The organism is Occallatibacter savannae (genome assembly GCF_003131205.1).
Lineage (GTDB): Bacteria > Acidobacteriota > Terriglobia > Terriglobales > Acidobacteriaceae > Telmatobacter > Telmatobacter savannae.
In genome coordinates this window covers 336514-358228 of record NZ_QFFY01000005.1, presented here as the reverse complement: position 1 = coordinate 358228, position 21715 = coordinate 336514, and the positions used below count along the sequence as shown (strand labels likewise).

The following is a 21715-nucleotide window of genomic DNA, read 5'->3' as shown; positions in this document are numbered from 1 at the left end:
CTGATCACCGGCCGATGGAGGAGGCTGCTGCCACAGCCTCTTCCGTTGCATCGGCCTGCACCTGGTCCGTCACCACGCTGAAGTGCTTTAGATTCGCCTCTCCGAACGAGGTCGTGATTGCCACATCCGACGCATCGCGTCCGACTGCCATTAGCACGCGACCGATGCGCGGAGTGTTGTGCCGGGCGTCAAAAGTCCACCAGCGGTCCTCAAGATACACCTCGAACCACGCGCTGAAGTCCATGGGGCCGCCGTAGGGCACGCCGATGTCGCCCAGGTATCCTGTCGCATACCGGGCCGGGATGTTCATTGCGCGGCAAAAGGTGATGGCGAGATGCTGGAAGTCTCTGCATACCCCGATGCGCTCTGTGTATACGTCCAGAGCAGACTTTGTGGGTCGCGCATGCGGGTAGCTGAAACGCACCTTGGTATTGACCCAGCTGCAGATCGCCTGCACGCGAGCCCACCCCGGACTCACGTGTCCGAAGAGGTCGAAGGCAATGCTCGAGAAGCGGTCAACCTCGCAATAGCGGCTATTAAGCAGATAGCAGAGGAAATTGTCGGGCACATCGCCGACCGGCACCTCGCGGGCGTGCTCGTTTACTTCGTCCGGCAGGCCGGAGTCGGCAATCAGGGTGGAGTTGGACAGCCGGATTCGGCCGGGCTGGGCGACAAAGCGCGTGCAGCGGTTTCCAAAGCCATCGATGTATTCCGTGGCGTCGATCGGCGGATCGATCTGGAGTACATCGGGTTCCAGCAGGTCCGGCTCGCGCGAAGGGTGAATGTGAAGAAGCGCTACCATCGGCGTGATGGCAGGAAGGTCAAATTGTATGTCATAGCCCAGGCGAATCAGCATTACCTGTACTTAGATGCAAGTTGAAGACTGAATCTGGAAGGGATGGGCAGAATCTCCGCCATTCCGAGCAGGTTCCTGCAAAACGAAGCGGCTCGTCACATCCTTGTCGATCGAGGGGCGCTTCAAACATAGGATTTAGGGGAGCGGCACTGGAGAACCCATGTCAAAGATCATGCGCGAACTTCGCTTCTCAATCCGGCAGTTGCGCAAGTCTCCGGGTTTTGCGCTTATTGTGATCGTCACGCTGGCTCTGGGCATTGGCGCAACCACAGCCGTCTTTTCTCTGGTGGAGCGCGTTCTGCTGCGGCCCTTTCCGTTTGCTGATCCTGAGCGGCTTGTCATCCTTGGAGACCACATCGGTGCTGGAGTGGGCACGCCTGTGACCGCACGCGAGATTCGTATCTACTCCGAAGCGACAACGGCTTTCAAGTCGATGGGGGGCTACGAGCCGACCGGCTACGAACTCTCCGGAGGCGAAGCGCCTGAAGCAATTCCTGCAGCCCGCCTCTCGTTTGGCGTCTTCGATACGCTCGGCGTTCACCCGGTGCTGGGCCGCTTCTTCACCCGCGCAGAGGACGAAGGACATCAGCCGGTTGTGGTGATCAGCTACGCTCTTTGGCAGAATCGCTTCCATCGCGATCCCGGTGTTCTCGGCACTGGCATCCAGCTCGACCGCAAGTTCTACACCATTGTGGGCGTCATGCCCCGCAGCTTCGACTTTCCCGTGGACACTACGCGCCTGAATCAGGCGCAACTCTGGGTTCCGCTCAGCCTTACCGCGCAGGAACTTTCCGACGCAGATGCTGGGTTCTTCGGATATCAAATTATCGCGCGCCTAAACGATGGAGTCAGCCTTGCCTCCGCCGCGCAGGATGCGGAGCGTGCTTCGGACGAGGTGATGCGCAACTACCCGGCTACGATGTCGTCCGTTCGCATCCGCAGCGAGGTGACATCGCTGCGTGATTACGTTGTCGGTCAGGTTCGTCCCGCGCTGCGCGGACTGTTCGCAGCGGTGGCGGTTGTTCTACTGATTGGGTGCGTCAACGTCGCCGTGCTGATGCTGGTCCGCGCCATTCGTCGCCGCCGCGAATCGGCGGTGCGCCTTGCTCTGGGGGCGCGAGCCTCGGCAATCGTACGCGAATCGTTCCTCGAAGGCCTGGTCCTGAGCTTGATTGGCGCGGTCTTCGGAATCGGCATCGCCGCCCTCGCGCTGCGGCTTTCGCTCCGCTTTCTCTCCGACTCACTGCCGCGCGTCAATTCCGTTGCCATCGACTGGCGGGTTGCCGTCTTCGCCTTCGCCCTCGCGCTGGTCACCGGTATCCTCTCCAGCCTCGCCCCGGCGTTTGCGGCCGTGCAAGCCAACATCACGGACGCCCTGAAGGAGTCAACGCGCGGCGGCTCGACCGGCCGGCAGCATGCGTGGCTGCGCTCGTCGCTGATTGCGGCGGAGATCGCCATTGCGCTCGTACTGCTTACAACATGCGGCGCGTTCCTGCGCAGCTATCAGAAGATGTTGGCGGTCGATCCGGGCTTCAGAGCCGATCACGTGCTCGTCGCCGGATTCCAATTACCCAAAGATCAGTACCGGTCCTACATTGCCGAGAACAATTTCAATCGCGAACTGATGGACCGGCTCTCCTCGAAGCCCGGCACCGTTGCAGTCGGTATTTCGAGCATGGTGCCAGGCTCCGGCAATTACGGTCGCGGTGCTTACACCATCGAGGGCCAGCCCATCGAAGGCTGGAAACTGCAGTGGGCCGTCTTCGCGACGATCTTTGGCGACTACTTCAAATCACTTGGCATTCCGCTGCTCGAAGGTCGCACCTTCACGTCCGCGGACCGCGCTAATGCGCCTCTCGTGGCCATTGTGAATCAATCAATGGCGAAGCACTGCTGGCCGGGACAGGACCCTATCGGCAAGCGCATGCACGTCGGCAATCCCCACAAAGGCCTGCCCTGGGCTACTGTCGTCGGCGTAGTAGCCGACGCCAAGGTTGCCGCACCCGACGCGCCCAGCGAAGACCAGTGGTATGTGCCGACGGAGCAGCCTGCGACTCTGTTCGGCGCGGATCCATCGACAAACGTGGTAGGACCAACCGGAGGCTTCATCACGCTCCGTTCGACGCTTCCCCCCGAGCAACTGATACAGACCCTTCGCGAGACAGTCGCCTCGATCGATCCGCTTCTTCCTCTGCAGCAGGTGCAGTCGATGGCGCAGGTAGTCTCCGACGTTGAGGCACCGCGCCGATTCAACACGGACCTTATCACTGCTTTCGCGTTTGGAGCGCTGGTTCTCGCGGTTACGGGTATCTATGCGGTCGTCGCGTTCTCCATTTCCATACGTGCACAGGAGATTGCCATCCGAATGGCTCTTGGTGCGCAGCGGGGCAGCATCGCGCGCCTCGTCCTGCTCTCCGGCGCAAAACTAGCTCTCGTCGGATGCGCCGCAGGCCTCATCGGCTCCTACGCTGCATCTCGAGTTGTCGGCAACTTCCTCTTCCAGGTGAGCCCGACCGACCCGCTCATCTACGCCGGCGGCGCAATCATCATGATCGTCGTAGCGCTGCTCGCATCTGCTGTGCCTGCGGCCCGGGCTGCCTCGAGTGATCCGGTCAAAGCTCTGCGCGCCGTGTAGTTCAACGTAGAAATAAGAAGGGCGCCCGCGTTGCGGACGCCCTTCATCACTGGCCTTGTTATTGTGTTTACTTGTTCGTGTGCGAAGTTCCCGTCGCCTCTTCCACCGCAGCCTGAGCCGCAGCCAAGCGGGCGGTGAGGAGCCGGAACGGTGAGCACGAGACGTAGTTCAGCCCGATCTTGTGGCAGAACTTTACGGACTCGGGATCGCCGCCGTGTTCGCCGCAGATACCAACCTTCAGCGTCGCCCGCGTGTTGCGTCCCTTCGCCGTCGCCGTCTTCACCAGCGAGCCAACGCCATTCTGGTCGAGAGTGGCGAACGGATCGTGTTTGAAGATGCCGGCCTTGAGGTACGCAGGCAGGAAGTTGTTGATGTCGTCACGCGAGATGCCATAGGTGGTCTGCGTCAGGTCGTTCGTTCCGAAGCTGAAGAACTCGGCCTCTTCCGCAATCTGATCTGCCGTCAGCGCAGCGCGCGGCAGCTCGATCATCGTCCCGACCATGTAGTCCACCTTGGTCTTCTTTTCCTTGAAGACATCCTCAGCAACGCGCCGCACAATCGCAGCCTGATTCCGCATCTCTTCGATGGAGCCGATGAGCGGAATCATGATCTCGACATGTGGATCGCCGCCCTTCGACTTCACCTGGACAGCCGCTTCCAGAATGGCACGAGCCTGCATCTCCGTGATCTCGGGGAACGTAATGCCGAGGCGGCATCCACGCAGTCCGAGCATGGGATTCATCTCGTGCAGTTCTTCCACGCGCGCCAGCAGCGTGCGCAGTTCCTTCAGCTTCGGCGACTTTGGCTTCGACTCTTCGAGGCGCGCGATCTGAACCAGCAGATCTTCGCGCTTTGGCAGGAACTCGTGCAGCGGCGGATCCAACAGGCGGATCGTCACCGGCAGAGCTTCCATTGCCTTGAACAGACCCACGAAGTCAGCCCGCTGCATGGGCAGGAGCTTCTTCAGCGCTTCGCGGCGATCCTTCTCGTTCGTCGCCAGAATCATCGTCCGCATGTGACCGATGCGATCTTCTGCAAAGAACATGTGTTCCGTGCGGCAGAGCCCGATACCCTCTGCGCCGAACATCCTTGCCTGCTTCGCGTCGCGAGGAATGTCCGCATTGGCGCGAACCTTCAGCTTGCGGGCAGGATCGACCCAGCTCATGAACTTGACCAGATCCGGATCATCCGGCTGTGCAGGCAGCGTTTTCAACTGGCCAGCGATCACGCGCCCGGTGGTTCCGTCGAGCGAGATCCAGTCGCCCGCCTTGAAGGTGCGACCCTTTACGCGGAGTTCCTTCTTTGATTCGTCAACCGTGCAGTCACCCGCACCGGCGACGCAGCACTTGCCCATGCCGCGCGTAACAACCGCAGCGTGAGAAGTCATGCCGCCGCGCGACGTCAGAATGCCTGATGCCACTTCCATTCCGGCGATGTCTTCCGGAGTGGTTTCGCCGCGAACCAGGATGATGGTCTTGTAGTCGCCCTTCTGGTGATGCTTCACAGCATCCTCAGCGGTGAACACGATCTGTCCCACAGCCGCACCCGGCGATGCCGGCAGACCGGTCGCGAGGACTTCTATCTTCTCTCCCTTTTCGACGAGGCGCGGGACAAGGAAGTCATAAAGCTGGTTGGGCTCTACGCGGAAGATGGCTTCTTCCTGCGTAATGAGGCCTTCGCGCACCATGTCAATAGCCACGCGAACAGCCGCGAGGCCGGTGCGCTTGCCGTTGCGCGTCTGCAGCATGTAGAGTTTGCCATCCTGGATGGTGAACTCGAAATCCTGCATGTCGCGATAGTGTTTTTCCATCTTCCAGGTGATCGCCTTCAGGTGGTCGTATACCTGCGGCATCGCCTTCTCGAGTTCGCTGATTGGCATCGGTGTGCGCACACCCGAAACCACGTCCTCGCCCTGCGCGTTCATCAGGTACTCGCCGAAGAACACGTGCTCGCCCGTTGCAGGATTCCGCGTGAAGCCCACGCCGGTGCCGGAGTTCTCGCCCAGGTTGCCGAACACCATGGCCTGCACGTTGACCGCCGTACCTAACCAGTCGTCGATGTGATTGATGCGGCGATAGGTCTTCGCGCGCTCATTCTGCCAGCTCCGGAACACGGCATCGCGCGCTGCGGCGAGCTGCTCCAGCGGCTTCTGCGGGAAGTCCTTGCCCGTTTCCTTCTTCACCAGCTTCTTGTATTCAGCAATGATGTCTTTCAGCGCCGCAGGCGACAGGTCGTAATCGAACTTAACCTTCTGCTTGGCCTTCATTGCATCGAAGATGTGCTCAAACTGCTTCTTCGGGACATCCAGCACCACGTCGCCGAACATCTGGATCAGACGACGGTAGGAATCGTAAGCAAACCGCGGGTTGCCGGTGCGTTTCGCCAGCGCTTCCACGGCCTTGTCGTTCAGGCCGAGGTTCAGGATCGTGTCCATCATGCCCGGCATGGAGAACTTGGCGCCGGAGCGGACCGAAACCAGAAGCGGATTGTCGCCCTGGCCGAGCTTCTGGCCCTGCAACTCTTCGAGCTTCTCGAGCGCAGCCAGCATCTCGGTGTCGACCTGCTTGCTGACCTTTCCCGCACGCATGTATTCGCGGCAGGCTTCCGTCTGAATCGTGAATCCCGGAGGCACCGGCAGCCCAGCAAGAGTCATCTCGGCGAGGCCTGCGCCCTTGCCGCCCAGAACGTCCTTCATTTTGCCGTTGCCGTCAGCTCTTCCGTCGCCGAACGAGTACACATACTTGGTTGTGGTTGAGGTTGAGCCCGCCGCGGCGGACTGCTGATCCACTACGCCCTGCGTCATGGAATTAAAGCCTCCGGTGTTGATTTCTTCACGAATAGCCCGGAAAGAACAGCGCCCAGATTTCGCTGGGGCTTACCCCTCGACGGGCAGAACGAAAGTCTGGCTTCAGAGCCTTTAAGAGCTGATTTGACCAGGTGCGAACGCTCATCCCGGCACAGGGCTGTGTCTTTTCGGCTATTCCTTATCGCAAGTAGAAATAGCGCGGCAAGTATACACTTGCATGTGCCACTCGTCACAGACCCTCAACGTGTAATTGGACTTACGCGTGCTTTCAACTTCAGATTCTACGCGGCTGATCGCAGGTGCGTATCACCAAAGGAGATGCGCGACAAACCAACGACGAGATCGCCGCCAGCCTCTTTTGCACTCGTTGACAATCCTCGCCACAGGTGCCGCCGCACTGCAAACCACGCAACGGCAATTCCGCAGCACCACAGGGCTACAATCAGCACCGCGGCGGTTTTGTTTTTCGCGACGACGTAATCCGACTGTTCCGCCCTCATCCGATACTCGTCGAGCACCTGCGGCGGGATCATCCTGACCAGCAGAAGTAAGCCAAGAGGCACGATGATCAAGTCGTCGAGATACCCGAGCACCGGAATGAAATCAGGAATCAGATCGATGGGGCTGAGAGCATAGCCCACAATCGCAATCGCGAGCAGGCGTGCATACCGTGGGACGCGCGGGTCTCGCCTCGCGAGATAAAGCGCGGTTACGTCCCGCCGGATATCCTGCGCCCTGGCCTTCCAACGCTCCAGCATTCAATCAAGTCTGACAGGAATGCAAGCCAAGTCGAAGTGGCTTCTCGAGAAAGAGCTCGGCAAGAGAAACGTGACGTAGGTCTCTGCCCCCATTCATCGCAAACTTACGCGATGATCGGAAGTTCAGTGGGCTCGCTCTGATCGATAGGCAAGGAAATGGAGAAGGGGACTTCGATACCAGCCGCGTCAGGTTCTACGCGGCCGGCATCTCGTAGCAGTTTGCGCCTTCGGGGCAGGGCACAAGTGTGGTGGCACCTACGTGCGAAATCAGAATGCGATCCAGGCCAACGATTTCGAGAATCTCGGCAACGCGCGCCGATGCATTCACGATCGCGAACTCGTGTCCTGCGGCATGCGCGACGCCATACAGCGAAATCAACGAAGATATTCCCGCCGCATCGATGCGCTCGATCTGCCGCATGTCCAGTGTCACGGAGTGCTGCCGCACCACGGGCTCCAGTTCCTTGAGCAGGCGCTGTTCTTGCCCGCGCACCAGTTCGTGAAGATTGCCCGGTACCGCCAATTGCGGCTCAACGACGGATTGATAATTGCGTGTCATAAATCGAAACCTCCTTTGATACGCCCAACAGGGGCGTGTCTCAGGAAAAGCCAACTGATCCAGGGGAGTCAGCTTCTCTTGTCCTCTTTCTTGCACCTTCCCAGCCAAAGATCGCCAAACCCAATCTGCTGAATCCACACGGGATACAACCGGCCTCGGTTCTGGCTTTCTCCGCTGAGTGTTCGATCGCCCTGTTTCACGTTCACAATCGAACAGTCCCACCGAAGGATCTGGCCTGTGTCGCTCTTCTGTCCGGATCATCCTGCATATCACTACGCAAGGATGACGCGCTGGAGTTCCAAAAATGTATGGAAATTTTCCATATATTTGATTCAGCGGGTGCATTGTTGGATTCCAAATCTACAAACCTCACGAGAGAGGCAGCTTACGCACTAGCCACCGGGTGCGGTTTCACTAACGCCGGCTTGGTCCCTCTGCCGCACGCCGCGGAGTCTCGTGATGCGAGCCGTTTCACATCGTGGATACAAGCAGGGCGCGCCGGGAGTATGCGTTATCTCGAACGCGTAAGTGAAACCAGCGAACTCGTTCGCGCGCGTGTCGCTGTTCCGTTCCCGTGGGCTCGCTCCGCGATCGTCTGCTTCGCGAGTTACAACTCCGCGCATCCGCGCTCAACCGAAGATGCTCCACGCAGCAGCGGATGGATTGCGCGATATGCATGGTCATCCCGCATCGACGAAAAAGGCGAGCGCCGCCCGAGCGACTATCACAAAGTGTTACTGAAGCGGCTCAAGTCTCTCGATGCAAAACTCCGCGAGCGCTGCGGCGAATTCGAATCGCGCGCCTACGTTGACACCGGCCCCGTCGTCGAGCGATCACTTGCCGTCGCCGCCGGCCTTGGCTGGACAGGGAAGAACACCTGCCTTATACATCCCAAACTGGGGTCGTTTGGATTTCTATGCGTGCTGCTGACTTCCCTCGACGTAGCCGCCGAAGATCGCACTCCGCAGATGGTCTCGGATCACTGCGGCACCTGCACCCGTTGTCTCGATGCGTGTCCCACAAACGCGCTCACCGCTCCCTACCAGATGGACGCGACGAAGTGCATCTCTTATCTCACCATCGAGCACAAAGCTCCCATCGCGCCTGAACTGATGTCCGGCATGGGCCGCCAGATCTTCGGCTGTGACATCTGCCAGGACGTCTGCCCCTGGAACCGCAAAGCCCCCATCAGCGCCGACACCGAACTCCAGCCCCGCGAAGAACTCGTCAATCCCTCGCTCGAGTGGCTCGCCTCCCTCGACGAGCAACAATGGGAACGCCTCTTCAACGGCTCCCCGGTTCGCCGCTCCGGTTTTCTCGGGTTCAAGCGCAACCTTGCGGTTGCAATGGGCAACGCTCCCGGTGCAGATGAGAGCCTTTTGGAACGCCTGAAGCTATGGTCTGAAGACGCTGACCCAGCGCTCCGCACGGCTGCTGAATGGGCATTGCACAAGCACTCGCAGGAAAGTACGATCGAGTAGCCCCGGTTTAAAGGGGAGCGTTACGCTCGAACTCTCAGCTAAGGCCGCTCTGCCTTCGCGATGCCAGCTTCAACCAACGGAACCATCATGTCGTATCCCGCCTGCGTGGGGTGCACGCCGTCTTTACTCAGGTTTGCCGGCAGCCCATCGCGGGCGTCCTTCATCGCGGAGTGATAGTCGACGTAAACGTAGTTGTGCTGCGCCGCGTAATCCTTAATCCAGGCGTTCAAGGCATCGATCTTTGGCGCGGGCATGAGCCCCGGCTGCCACGGGTAATCGTACGCAGGCAGAATGGAGCACAGTACCACTGCGACGTGATTCTGGGCCGCCATCTCTGCCATGGCCGCGATGTTGTTTTCGGTTTCGTGCGGGGTCATCGGCCCGGTATTTCCGGCGATGTCATTAGTTCCGGCCAGAATGACCACCACTTTCGGATGCAGATCGATGACATCCTGGTGGAAACGCAGCACCATCTGCGGCGTGGTCTGCCCGCTGATGCCGCGATTGATATAAGGCTTCGATGCGAAGACGCCGCCGGGCTTGTCGAAATGCCATCCCTCGGTGATGGAGTCGCCCAAAAAGACGACGCGTTTTTCGCCGGCTCCTGGAGCGCCCAATGTTTCGTCGGCTTCTTTGAACCGAGCCAGCCAGGGGAAGTCGGTGAGGAGTTGCGCATCGTGCTTACGCCAGTACTCATTATCAGGATGCTTCTGCACAGTGGGCGCCGGAGCTGGCGCCTTTGTCTCCGGAAGGTTTGCGGGCTCCTGCGCGGAGGTGCGATTGAAGGCGGACGCACCGGCGAGTGCGAGCACTGCAACTGCAAAACGGATGGAAGCGCGAGTCATAACAGAAAGCCTCTGGAAAGGAAAAGAAATTGGCGAACTAACAATCTTACAGTGGGTGCCCAGCTCTCTCGCTAGTCAGTTTCAACGCATGTTTGGGCATTGCCTCTGCAAATCGAGAAATGCTTTTCCACGATCATGGCCGTCTTTCCCACCGCAGCACGCTACCCTAAACTGCGCTAGCCTGATAGGAGCAATGACCACCTGCCCAATCTGCGACGGCATCGGCCTGATCCGCGTGAAATCCGACGCAGGCCTGTGGGTGTCGCGTCCTTGCGAGTGCCAGCAGTCCCAGCGCGAAGAGCGGCGCGTTGGAGCGGCGCACATCCCGGAGCGCTACCGTCACTACACGCTGGACGGCTACGAAACGGACTTTCGCGGAGCCAATCCGTCGATTGGCAAAGCGCTGCTGACTGCCCGCCGTTTTGTCGACGAGTTTCCGCACGATACCGGCGGCAAGGGATTGCTCTTTACCGGATCGATCGGTGTCGGCAAGACGCACCTTGCTGTGGGCGTTCTGCGCAGGCTCGTTCAGGAGAAAGGCTGCAAAGGGCTCTTCTGCGATTATCGCGAACTGCTCAAAAATATCCAAAATAGCTACAACCCGCAGGTTAATACTACGGAACTGGAACTGCTCAAACCCGTGTTCAATGCCGACGTGCTGGTGCTTGACGATCTCGGAGCGCAGAAGCCGAACGAGTGGGTCTGGGACACGGTTGCTCTGATTCTCAATACGCGCTACAACGACAAGCAGACCACCATCATTACAACCAACTATTCCGACCTACCCGCGGGCGGCTCAGCGCTCAGCAGCGCGGAACGAGCAGCGCGCGAGCAAACTCTTGGCGATAGAATCGGCGACCGCATGCGATCTCGTCTTGCTGAGATGTGCATCAAGGTTGAAGTCACCGGTGAAGATTTCCGGCAGAGCGTCAAGCGCGCCCGTTTCGGCTGATGCACAACTCGCAGGAGACGAATGTGGTTGGCAAGCTGGAGATGATTGTCGGGCCCATGCGCAGCAACAAGACCGCAGAACTGCTGCGACGCATCGAGATCCGCCGCCAGTACGCGCATCAGTACGTGTTGTTGCTGAAGCCCAGTGCCGATACCAAGGCAGCTGCCGGTTGGGTCGAGAGCCGGAATCGAAGCGGCTGCGGCAAGATGGAAGCGGTGCAGTTTCCTTCAGCCGATCCGTGGTCGATCCTGCCGATTCTCGAGGCTACCGAGCAGCAGATCGGCAAGCGCGTCGAGTGCATCGCGATTGACGAAGGTCAGTTCGTTGCTGACCTCTTTCTCTTCACGAAGCGCCTGCTGCAGTGGGGCCACGATGTAATTGTCTCTGGGCTCGAGCTTGACTTCCGCGGAATGCCGTTCGGCGAAATGCTACAACTCTCCTGGCTTATTCGCACGTACGCCGGAAACCTGACAGAGCTTGTCGCGTACTGCAGTTGCGGAGCCAAAGCTCTCTACCCGCAGCGGCTCGTCGACGGCAAGCCTGCACCTTATGACAGCCCCATCATTATGGCCGGCGACAACTATGAGCCCCGCTGCGACGAGCACTTTGTTCTCCCCGGCCGACCGCACTGAGGCTACTCCGATTCATCCTTTTTCTGCTCCGGAGCCTTCTCCGGGGTGGTCAGCGGCTTGATGATGTCATCGAGATACGCCGGCGTGCCGTCTACGCGCTCCAGGGCCGGATAGCGCTCTCCGTCGTGATAGTCGATCTGCATGGTGGAGACAAACGAATCGGCCTGCACGATCACCCGGATAGGCTTCGACGAATTTTTCGCGTCCCGGATCGCGTTACGTAGCGCATCGGCTGAGTAGATGTTGTCGTTCACCGCTATGATTTTCTCGCCGGGAGCGAGCCCAGCCTTATCGGCAGGTCCGTTCCAGAGAACATCCCCGATCGTGCCATCGGCGGCGAGCTGCAGCCCGATCGAATACCAGCAATCGATGCCGCTTCGGTGTCCTTCAGCTGCCTGGATCATGCGCTCGGACTTGGTGGGCTTGTCGCGATAGATCAGCCTGTAACCGCCCTGCTCCAGGCCCGTAACATCGGCGCGTGGATTGATGCGATTGACCCGATCGTGCAGGAACTTCGCCCAGTCATACGAGACCACTTGATCAAGGTCCTGCACCAGTTCATCAAAGGTGTAGGTCACGATGAGCGGTCCGGTGTTGCCGCCCTTGCCCAGGAAGATCTTTACAAAATCGTTGAGCGACTTCTTGTTGCCGGTCATTTTCCGAATGAGAGTGTCGGCGTCGAGCCAAAGCAGCTCGCCTTCGAAGTAGTAGTCCTGCCCGCGACGCCAGTTCTCCCATGCTCTGTTGCCGCCGCGCAGTATGCTGGCCGCGACCGCCGTGTCCTCTGTCGGTCGCCATTCACGACCGCGTGTGTAGTCCAGCTCGGCGGCTGTTGCTGCCAGCACGTCCTTGTATTCCTCAGGCGTTTTCAGTCCCGAACGCGCCGCCAGCACATTGCCCCAGTACTCCGTCATACCTTCGTAGACCCACAGAAGGGCGCCCTGCATGGGTGTCGCGAAGTCCGGCTGGTACAGCCCTACGGGCCGACGATACTTACCGTTCCATGAGTGCGTGAACTCGTGCGAGAGCAGATCCGAGTCCGGCAGCTGATGGACGTCATCGGCATATGCCTTCTCGCCGACGCCGTTGTCCGACGATTGCCCGTGCTCCAGTCCCATTCCGCCGGCTACGTCCGAGAGTGTCAGCAGGAAGTGATAATCGTTGTAGTGGTGCGAGGCATAGAGCGCATCCGCTTCACGCACGAGGTTGGCGACTTCGGCCAGCACCGCCGGGCGCAGATTTGCGTCCTCCGGCGCATCGGCTGCGACGTCGAGATAGTGCTTCGGCGAGATTGTTGGCGCAAGCGGATACTCATGGAAGTAGAGCCCTGTCAGGATGGGCGAGTCCTGAAGCTGTTCTACAGTGGTCGCCGCAAACTTGGTGGTTGCCCCGGCCGTTGGTACCGGGTAATCTCCGCCGCTGACTGGTTTGAGCGCTGTGCCGATACCCCAACCCGCGGGCACCTTCACCGACGGCTGTATCGGTATGTCCTTCACCGGCACGTTAGCCGGATACAGCATCAGCGCCTCCCACTCGAGAGCCGCGAGACGCTGCGAGACCCGTCGGGTGACGATCGAATCGAGATGAGCGTGCAGTGTCGTCACACCCGCCGGAACAGTCAGATGGAATTCGTAGAGATTCACGTCGTCGCGCCGCCACTCGAGTGGCTTGCCGTTGGCAGTGAACACGACGCCCGTAATCGCGTTCGCCGTGCCGGACGGCATGTGGTGCCCAGGGATCCACTCTGGCGAGATCAGAGTGAGCGCCCCCGCGGAGACGGGGAAGTCGATTTCGGCATGAAAGAGCTTGCGTGGGGCATCCGACAGGTCGGCTGTGATTTCGATGGGCGCTTTCTGAGCACTCGCGGTGGAAGCGCCTAGCACCATCAGCAGAAGAACAGGGGATTGCGCAACAAATCGCTTCAACGAGAGCATCAGGGCGGGGACCTCCTCAAAAGATCAGGTTATCCCACTCTAGGGAAGTAGCCCTCATCGCCCGCGGTGCACCGTCAGTCAAAGTTGAGAAAGCTTTTGATTCTGCCGGCGATTGTCGGCGGCTCTTTGTCATGTGCCAGCGCCATGCGTCCGCCTGCGGGGAGCCAGACTTCTTCGCCAGTTGAGCTGGCATTGAAGAGCCCCAGTTGGTGCTTCTCCGCAAGCCGAGCTACCGTCATATAGGCGGCCTCAGACTTCGAATAGGAGAACGACGCAAAGATGAAGTCCCTGCCGATTGCATAGTCAGTGCTGGAACCGTCGTCGCGGGGGCGATCATCCAACGAGATCGGCCTGTTCATGGGGGGAAATGACTGAGCCATGTCCTTGAACCATGCCTGTAGATGCGGAGAGGCGATGGCCGGATCATCGTATCCGTGGTCTTCGTTCCACTTGGTCTGCCGCGAGTACCATTCCAGGAACTCGTCGTGTCCCGTTGGAACGGCTTCCGGCTCGAAGACCATCAGATCGTAACTCATATTCAGATGCTATCCCTTCGTCCTGCCGCTGGCTCTCTCGTTCGGCAGAAATAGCCCCACAATCGCAGCAAAATATTTCCCTGATTGTGCCCTTATGCTCCGCGTGTTACAAGCAGAAGAACAATGGCAACATATCCGGGCTGGGGAATGAGCAATAGCCGTTACTTAGAAGCGGGATCAAGAAAGACGAAAGACGCATGAGTTCCGGGCCTGTCGCAGAACTGCAGGAACTCTACGGAGATTATCCCCTCGACCACGCATACGACGAGATGCGTGAGCCGGCCGGTGAAGTGCGCCCTGCGTACCGGGCACTGGCTGAAACGCTCGCCCGTCTGCCGCAGCAGGAACTGCAGCGAAGGAAGCAGTCTGCGGAGTTATCCTTTCTAACCCAGGGGATCACCTTCACCGTTTACGGCCGCGACGAAGGCACCGAGAAGATCTTTCCCTACGATCTGCTTCCACGGCTTATCACGTCGCAGGAATGGGATCGTGTCGAACGGGGACTTACTCAGCGCATCACAGCGCTGAACCTGTTTCTGCGCGACGTCTACTCTGAGGCGAAGATTCTCAACGATCAGGTCGTGCCGCGCGAACTGATCTACAGTTGCAAGCACTATCGACGCCAGATGAGGGGACTGCAGGTCCCGCGTAACGTATACATCTCCGTTGTCGGATCCGATCTTCTTCGGCTCGACAGCGGCGAATTTGTGGTTCTTGAAGACAATCTGCGGGTGCCCTCGGGCGTGAGCTACATGCTCACCAACCGGCGCGTGATGAAGCGTACGTTCCCGCAGCTCTTCCACAGCTACGGTGTTCGTCCCATCGAGCACTATCCGCAAGTCCTGCTTTCGACGCTTCGCTCGCTTGCTCCAGAGGGCCGTCCTGAGCCGAATATCGTCCTGCTCACGCCGGGCGTGTTTAATTCTGCCTATTTCGAACACACATATCTTGCGCGCCAGATGGGCATCGACCTGGTGGAAGGTCGCGATCTCGTCACCCACGACAACATCGTCTACATGCGGACGACCGATGGCCTTAAGCGTGTTGATGTTATCTACCGCCGCGTGGACGATGACTTCAGCGATCCGCTGATCTTCCGCAGTGATTCCATCCTTGGATGTGCCGGGCTGTTCAATGCTTACCGCGCCGGCAATGTTACTGTGACCAATGCTTTCGGGACCGGGCTGGCTGACGACAAGGCCCTCTATGCCTACGTGCCCCGCATCATTCGCTACTACCTGAACGAAGACCCGATCATCAACAACGTCGAAACCTACCTTCTGACAGAAGACAGCGAGCGCCAGCACGTGCTTGCCAATCTAGACAAACTTGTCGTCAAGGCGGTCGGCGAGAGTGGCGGGTACGGTATGCTCATCGGTCCGCACTCCACGGCGAAGCAGCGTGAAGAATTCGCGGAGCGTATCCAAGCCAATCCGCGCAACTATATCGCCCAGCCGACTCTCGATTTCTCACGCGCGCCCTGCCTGATCGGCGATCGTCTCGAGCCGCGGCACGTCGATCTGCGGCCTTACATCCTCTACGGCGACAAGATCAATATCGTGCCCGGGGGCTTGACCCGAGTTGCGCTCGAAAAGGGCTCGCTCGTCGTCAACTCATCCCAGGGCGGCGGAAGCAAGGACACATGGGTGCTGGAGTAATCGTCATTCATCGATCACCGGAGGCGACAAAGATGCTTTCTCGCGTTGCGGACAGCCTCTATTGGATGAGCCGCTACCTCGAGCGTGGGGAAAACACCGTGCGCCAACTCGACGTTGCGATGAGCCTGATGCTCGACTCCGGCGGAGCCAGCGCCGAAACGCACTGGAACCGCCTGTTTTCGGCCCTTGGTAAGCCTGCCGGTTTTGAGTGGAATGGCGACGTAAACTCCAACGCGCAAAAACTCGTGTTCGACAAGCATCACCCGGCATCCGTCGCCTGCTGCATCGATGCGGCTCGCGAGAATGCCCGTCAGATTCGCGAAGAGATCTCCACCGAACAATGGCAGCGGCTGAACCGCCTCTACCACCAGATGCATGCGCCCAGTACGGAGACTCAGTTCCGGGCGAACCAGAATGACGTGCTGGGCTCCATCATCGATGCCATCCACCTATTCAAAGGCGTCAGCGATACGACAATGATTCACGGCCAGGGATGGCACTTCATTCGGCTGGGCCGTTATCTCGAGCGCGCTTACGCAATCGCGACGCTCCTCGAGGTTTATCAACCGCACCTTTTTCACAGCTCAGGCGGAGAGATCTCGGGCTATCAGTACCTCGAACTCGTTGGCCTGCTGCGATGCTGCACAGCCTTCGAGGCCTACTGTCAGGTCTACACGGCGGACCTGAGCCCCGATCGCATTCTCGAATTTCTGCTCCTCAATCGCGATTTCCCCCACGCCATTCGCTACTCGGTCGATGGCGTGAGGCAGGCCATTCAGTCGATCCAGCACACCGGCGGTCGGCGTCCGCCTGACGAACTCACCGCGAACATCGGCCGCCTCCACGCCATGTTGAGCTTCACCTCCATCAACGAAATCCTGAACGGAGACGCCGCCGCGTTTCTCCATACCATTCGCCAGCAGTGCATGAGCATTCACGAGCTCATGTACCGCTTCTACATCCAGTATTCGATCCAATCAGCCCTGGCAATCTAGAGCCCTTCGCGATGAACTTCTACTCCATTCGCCATTTGACGCGCTATCGCTATTCGCAGGCGGTAAGCGAGAGCATCATGGAAACGCGTATGCATCCGCGGTCCGACTCGCAGCAGCATTGCCTGGCCTTTTCGCTTTCCGTCAGCCCCCGCTGCCGCGTCTTCACCTATCGCGATCACTTCGGCAACAACGTCCATCATTTCGACATCCCGGGGGAGCACAGCCAACTGGTCATCGTGGCCGAGTCTGTTGTGGAACAGCAGACGGTTCCAGACGTCCCGGCGTTCCTCTCGTTCGATGCGTGGCAGGCTTTGGACTCTATGGTCAGCTCTGGCGATTATTGGGAGATGCTGTTACCCAGCCAGTTTGCCGCTGAGACTCCCGCTCTGCTCGACCTCGCCGCGCAACTGGATGTTACCCGGCGGGATGACCCTCTCATGCTGGTTCACGAATTGAATCAACGCCTCTTCGAATTTTTCGAATATGTGCCGCGCTCGACGCGGGTGGACTCGCCGATCGATGAGGCAATTACGAACAGGCGCGGGGTCTGCCAGGACTTTGCGCACACGATGATTGCGCTCCTTCGCCATGTCCGCATTCCGGCCCGTTACGTTTCCGGGTACCTTTACCGTTCCCGGGAAGATCATGACCGATCCACTCCGGACGCCAGCCACGCCTGGCTCGACGTCCTGATGCCGCACCTCGGCTGGGTCGGATTTGATCCTACAAACAATCTGGTGGCGCATCATCGGCATATTCGTACAGCCGTGGGACGTGACTATGCGGATGTTCCGCCCACGCACGGCATCTACCGCGGCAAGACCTCGAGCGAGCTTTACGTCGCCGTTCACGTGGACGCCAGAGAAACTGCCCCGGCGCTCGACAGCAAAATGCCCATTCCTGAGGACTGGTCGGTCCTCGTGGAGCGCGCCCAACAGGCGCCCGATTCCCCCGCTCCTTTAATCGATTTGCAGCAAATGCAGCAACAACAATGAGACAAAACCCGCTTTTCGCGTGACGAAATCTGGGCCTGCAAGGGAAGCAGGAATTCTTATTGAATCTTGATCGGTCGAGCGAATAAATTAAGGTGAAATCCCCCGACGCGGCGATCGGTGCCTGCGTCCGCAGTGAAAGTACCAAAGCGACAAATCTGATCCCGCGGCCTGTTCTCGAAAGAAAGAGAGCGAAGATTCTCCAGTTTCACTCAGGCATTTGCGCGGGTACGGGTCCAGCGGTCCATTGCAGAGAACAACAACGAATAAGCACGTCCCTTTTTGGAGGAACAGCCGTGAAGAAACCCCTCGCGGGATGGATACTTCTCTGTATCCTTTCCACCGCCACTCTTTGTTTCGGCCAACTCGCTACCACCTCACTCCGCGGAACAATCAAGGATCCTTCCGGAGCGCTCGTTCCGGGCGCCAAGGTCACCCTCACCGACAAGGCAACTGGCAAAACCATCTCGGCAATGGCCGACAACGCCGGGCAATACGCCTTTGCGCAAATCGCACCATCCCACTACAACATCACCGTCGCTGCGGTAGGTTTTGGAGAGCAGACGAAGTCTGCTGAACTCCTGGTAAACCAGCCGGCAACAATCGACTTCGCACTCACCGTGCAATCGAGTACGGTCACGGTGGACGTGTCTGCTGAAGCGCAGACCCTGAATACCAGCGACGCTTCGCTTGGAAACTCCGCTAACAACGAGCTCATCCAGGCGCTTCCCAGCGAGACACGCAATGTTCCGGACCTGCTCTCATTGCAACCGGGTGTTCTGTACCTCCCCAACTCTTCTGACAGCCGCACCGGTGCAGTGAACGGCGGAAGAGCCGACCAGGGCAACGTGACCATTGATGGTGTTGACGACAACGATCAGGTTAATGGCTACGCGTTTCAGGGTGTCTTGCGTGAGACGCAGGACTCCATCGAAGAATTCCGCGTAACTACCAGTAACGCCAACGCAGACGCGGGCCGCTCGTCGGGCGCGCAGGTCAGCATGGTCACCAAGTCCGGTACCAATAAATTCCACGGAGCGGCATACGAGTATTATCGGCCACCGCTGACGGCTGCGAACAACTGGTTTAACAAGCAGGCTCAGGTGAATGAGGGTTTGCCGAACGTGCCGACCAAGGTCCTTCGCAACATCTTTGGAGCATCATTCGGGGGCCCGATCAAGAAAGACAAGCTCTTCTTCTTTGGGAACTTTGAAGCTACCCGGCAGGCGGAAGATGCGCAGGAAGTGAGGACCGTCGCAACCTCAAGCTATGCGGCCGGAAACCTCACCTTCGTTGATGCAAACGGAAATGTGCAGACACTCAGTAGTGCCGCCGTTACTGCACTCGATGCAAATTGCCAGATCTGCAACAGTCCGGATTATCCAAACCCTCCTGGACCGAATCCCAATTCGCTGGCCTACTTCAATTCAATGCCGAAGGCGAATGGGACGCTCACCGGCGACGGATATAACCGCGGTTCATTTTCGTTTGCCTCTCCCAATCCGGTCCGCAACAACACGTCGATCGCGCGTCTGGACTTCACTCCGAACGATCGCCATCGCATTTTCGTCCGCGGCAACCTGCAGAAAGATACAGTCCTCCAGCCGGAGCAGTTTCCGGGACAGGGTCCGTCTTCGACCGACAAGAGCAATAACAAAGGAATTGTTTTTGGCGACACCTGGACCATTACGTCCAACCTGATCAACGACATTCGTTATGGCTATGTTCGTCAGGGGAACAGCGCGACGGGCGTGGGTAAGGGCGATTATGTCGATTTCCGGTTCATGGATTCTCCGACCGCTGAGACTCGCTCGACGTTCACCACGGTTCCGGTCAATAACATTGTCGACAACCTGAGCTGGACGAAATCTAAACACAGCATCCAACTCGGCGGGAACTGGCGGCTCATCCATCAGAATCACAGGTCGGACTCAACGACCTGGCAGCACGCGACCACGAATCCGTATTGGCTTGGCGGGAATCCGCCTTCGCCGGCAGCAGGGGTTTCGGACGGATTCGCAAATTCCTACGAGATCGCATTTGCCAATCTCGTGGGCACCGTTCCTGAACTGGACAATTCGTTCAACTACCATGTCGACAGCGCGACAACTGGAACTCTTCTGGCTGATGGATCATTCCTCAATCGTCACTTCAAGGCGAATGAGTTCGAGTGGTACATACAGGATGCCTGGCGCATAAAACCGAACCTTACGCTCACCTTTGGTGTTCGCCATACGCTGCTGCAGACTCCGTATGAGAGCAGCGGCCAGCAGGTGGCGCCCACCATCGACACGCACTCCTGGTACCTGCAGCGCGAATCAGCCGCACTGAAGGGGCAGGTGTATGAGCCCGACATGCAGTTCTCGCCCAGCGGTCCCAATTACGGCAAACCCGGGTTCTGGCCGAAGTCTAAGAACAACTTCGCGCCGCGTCTTTCGGTGGCCTACTCGCCGGATTCGAAGACCTCAATCCGCGCCGGAGCTGGTATCTACTACGACCACTACGGCGAATCACTGGTCAACATCTTTGATCGTGAGGGCTCGTTCGGAATCAGTTCGTCGGTTACCAACTCGGCCGGCGTATATGGGATCGAGGGAAATGCAAAGCACCCACCATCGCCTCGCTTCACCGGCAGGAACACTCTACCCAACATCGACAATGGCGGGGCGGCGCAGACCCAGACGTATCCCTTCACTGCTCCTCAGGGCAACTTCGCAATCACCTGGGGTCTCGACAACAAGCTGAAGACGCCGTATTCCGAAAGCCTGGATTTCTCAATTCAGCGTCAGACTGTCGGCGGGTTCACGATTGAAGCTTCCTATGTTGGCCGCCTGGGTCGGCACCTGCTACAGAACCTCGACCTGACTGAGCCGGTCGACTTCGTCGATCCTCAAGGCGGTGGGGATTACTATGCAGCCGGCACGGCATTGTCCAAGGCTGTCGATCAAAACGGAGGCGCCGCTTCGGTCACCTATGACGACAACGGCAATGCCGTTTCTTACCCAGCAGTTTCGACTATTCCCTACTTCGAAGACATCTTCCCGTTCATGAAAGATTTCGACTTTGTCGGGGAGAGCGCAACCCAGGCGATCTACAACTATGAATGGGCCCCGTATCGCGCTCAGTACGGTGCAACGACCGCGCTTGCGGACCTGGACTTTTTCTGCGTCTACCTCAGCTCGGCACAATGCTCGAACTATCAGTCCAAGTTCTGGCAGGATCAGTTCTCGTCGCTATATGCACTCTCCACCATCGGGAGAAGTTCCTATCACGCGGGCCAGATCACCCTTCGTCATCCGATGAGCCACGGGCTCCAGTTCGACTTCAGCTACACGATGTCCAAGTCGATTGACTGGGGATCGGATGCTGAGCGCGACACGGAGTTCACCGGCGAGTACAACTTCGACAACATCATCAACACCTGGAAACCCTACCTGAATCGAGGTGTTTCAGCGTTCGACACGAAGCATCTGATCACGGCCGACTGGGTTTATCAGCTGCCGTTCGGTAGAGGGCGGCAAGTGCTCGGGAACAGCAGCACCCTTCTGGATACGTTCATCGGTGGGTGGCAGTGGTCCGGCATCAATCGGTGGTCGAGCGGGCTGCCCTTCTCAGTCTTTGAGCCTGGCTGGTCAACCGACTGGCAGATCGAAAGCTATGGCGTAAACGTAGGGAACGCCAAGATCCACAAACACATCGACAAGAACGGTAATCCTCAGTTCTTCGGAGATGCCGCCGGGATCAACGCAGGCACTTCAACTGGCGGTCCGATTCGTTTGCCGTATCCTGGTGAAACCGGTCAGCGCAACAACTTCCGCGGCGATGGCTACTTCAACATCGACTCGGGCCTGGCCAAGACCTGGAAAATTCGCGAGTTTGGAACTTTGAAATTTGCGTGGGAAGTCTACAACGTGACGAACGCTGTTCGATTCGATCCCAAGTCGATCGACAACGGTCTCACGAACGGTAGCCTCGGTATCGCAAGCTCGCTGTTGACGGCGCCGCGCCGGCAGCAGTTCAGCCTGCGCTACGACTTCTAAGCAGCACCAAAACGGAAATGCCGGAGGAGCATTGCT

General features: G+C 58.6%; 15 protein-coding genes. 8 read left to right on the top strand and 7 right to left on the bottom strand.

Annotated features, from left to right (window positions below; translation table 11 throughout):
• Nucleotides 1-4: 4 nt before the first annotated feature.
• Nucleotides 5-856: a transglutaminase-like domain-containing protein gene (locus DHV10_RS19495; RefSeq protein WP_109488061.1), complete on the bottom strand. Its 852-nt coding sequence runs from the start codon at nt 854-856 to the stop codon at nt 5-7.
• 160 nt (nt 857-1016) lie between these two features.
• On the opposite strand from DHV10_RS19495, the gene DHV10_RS19490 reads away from it, so the two are divergent.
• Nucleotides 1017-3491 carry an ABC transporter permease gene (locus DHV10_RS19490; protein ID WP_109488060.1) on the top strand — a complete coding sequence of 825 codons (2475 nt, stop codon included), beginning with the start codon at nt 1017-1019 and terminating at the stop codon, nt 3489-3491.
• Nucleotides 3492-3558: 67 nt separating this feature from the next.
• On the opposite strand, the gene ppdK is transcribed toward DHV10_RS19490, so the two are convergent.
• The 3 genes from ppdK to DHV10_RS27295 form a co-directional block, all read right to left on the bottom strand.
• Entirely contained in the window at nt 3559-6294 is a 2736-nt protein-coding gene (gene ppdK / locus DHV10_RS19485; RefSeq protein WP_109488059.1) for a pyruvate, phosphate dikinase, read from the bottom strand.
• Between the two features lie 284 nt (nt 6295-6578).
• Nucleotides 6579-7055 (bottom strand): YkvA family protein, encoded by a 477-nt coding sequence (locus DHV10_RS19480; protein ID WP_109488058.1) that lies wholly within the window; start codon nt 7053-7055, stop codon nt 6579-6581.
• A 193-nt stretch (nt 7056-7248) separates the two neighbouring features.
• Nucleotides 7249-7614, bottom strand: a complete 366-nt coding sequence (locus DHV10_RS27295) for an STAS domain-containing protein (protein WP_162601693.1) — start codon at nt 7612-7614, stop codon at nt 7249-7251.
• 308 nt (nt 7615-7922) lie between these two features.
• Between DHV10_RS27295 and queG the strand changes: the two genes are divergently transcribed.
• Nucleotides 7923-9095, top strand: coding sequence for a tRNA epoxyqueuosine(34) reductase QueG (gene queG / locus DHV10_RS19470; protein ID WP_109488056.1), 1173 nt, complete (start codon nt 7923-7925; stop codon nt 9093-9095).
• Nucleotides 9096-9133: 38 nt separating this feature from the next.
• Here the strand turns inward: queG and DHV10_RS19465 are convergent, their stop codons facing one another.
• Nucleotides 9134-9940: an SGNH/GDSL hydrolase family protein gene (locus DHV10_RS19465; protein ID WP_109488055.1), complete on the bottom strand. Its 807-nt coding sequence runs from the start codon at nt 9938-9940 to the stop codon at nt 9134-9136.
• Between the two features lie 193 nt (nt 9941-10133).
• Between DHV10_RS19465 and DHV10_RS19460 the strand changes: the two genes are divergently transcribed.
• Nucleotides 10134-10892, top strand: coding sequence for an ATP-binding protein (locus DHV10_RS19460; protein WP_109488054.1), 759 nt, complete (start codon nt 10134-10136; stop codon nt 10890-10892).
• 23 nt (nt 10893-10915) lie between these two features.
• Nucleotides 10916-11524, top strand: coding sequence for a thymidine kinase (locus DHV10_RS19455; protein ID WP_162601691.1), 609 nt, complete (start codon nt 10916-10918; stop codon nt 11522-11524).
• A 2-nt stretch (nt 11525-11526) separates the two neighbouring features.
• Here the strand turns inward: DHV10_RS19455 and DHV10_RS19450 are convergent, their stop codons facing one another.
• Together DHV10_RS19450 and DHV10_RS19445 are read right to left on the bottom strand one after the other, a co-directional pair.
• On the bottom strand, nt 11527-13458 hold the full coding sequence (locus tag DHV10_RS19450; protein WP_109488052.1) for a M61 family metallopeptidase: 1932 nt from the start codon (nt 13456-13458) through the stop codon (nt 11527-11529).
• 74 nt (nt 13459-13532) lie between these two features.
• Nucleotides 13533-13994, bottom strand: coding sequence for a hypothetical protein (locus tag DHV10_RS19445; RefSeq protein WP_204101476.1), 462 nt, complete (start codon nt 13992-13994; stop codon nt 13533-13535).
• Nucleotides 13995-14191: 197 nt separating this feature from the next.
• Here DHV10_RS19445 and DHV10_RS19440 point away from each other — a divergent pair, with 197 nt between their 5' ends.
• The 4 genes from DHV10_RS19440 to DHV10_RS19425 all read left to right on the top strand — a co-directional run bounded on the left by DHV10_RS19440 (nt 14192) and on the right by DHV10_RS19425 (nt 21679).
• The gene (locus tag DHV10_RS19440; RefSeq protein WP_109488051.1) at nt 14192-15652 is read left to right on the top strand and encodes a circularly permuted type 2 ATP-grasp protein; all 1461 of its coding nucleotides are present in this window, start codon (nt 14192-14194) and stop codon (nt 15650-15652) included.
• Between the two features lie 32 nt (nt 15653-15684).
• The gene (locus DHV10_RS19435; protein WP_109488292.1) at nt 15685-16647 is read left to right on the top strand and encodes an alpha-E domain-containing protein; all 963 of its coding nucleotides are present in this window, start codon (nt 15685-15687) and stop codon (nt 16645-16647) included.
• Between the two features lie 11 nt (nt 16648-16658).
• Nucleotides 16659-17642 carry a transglutaminase family protein gene (locus DHV10_RS19430; protein WP_109488050.1) on the top strand — a complete coding sequence of 328 codons (984 nt, stop codon included), beginning with the start codon at nt 16659-16661 and terminating at the stop codon, nt 17640-17642.
• A gap of 293 nt (nt 17643-17935) precedes the next feature.
• Nucleotides 17936-21679, top strand: a complete 3744-nt coding sequence (locus DHV10_RS19425) for a TonB-dependent receptor (RefSeq protein ID WP_109488049.1) — start codon at nt 17936-17938, stop codon at nt 21677-21679.
• Nucleotides 21680-21715 lie beyond the last annotated feature (36 nt).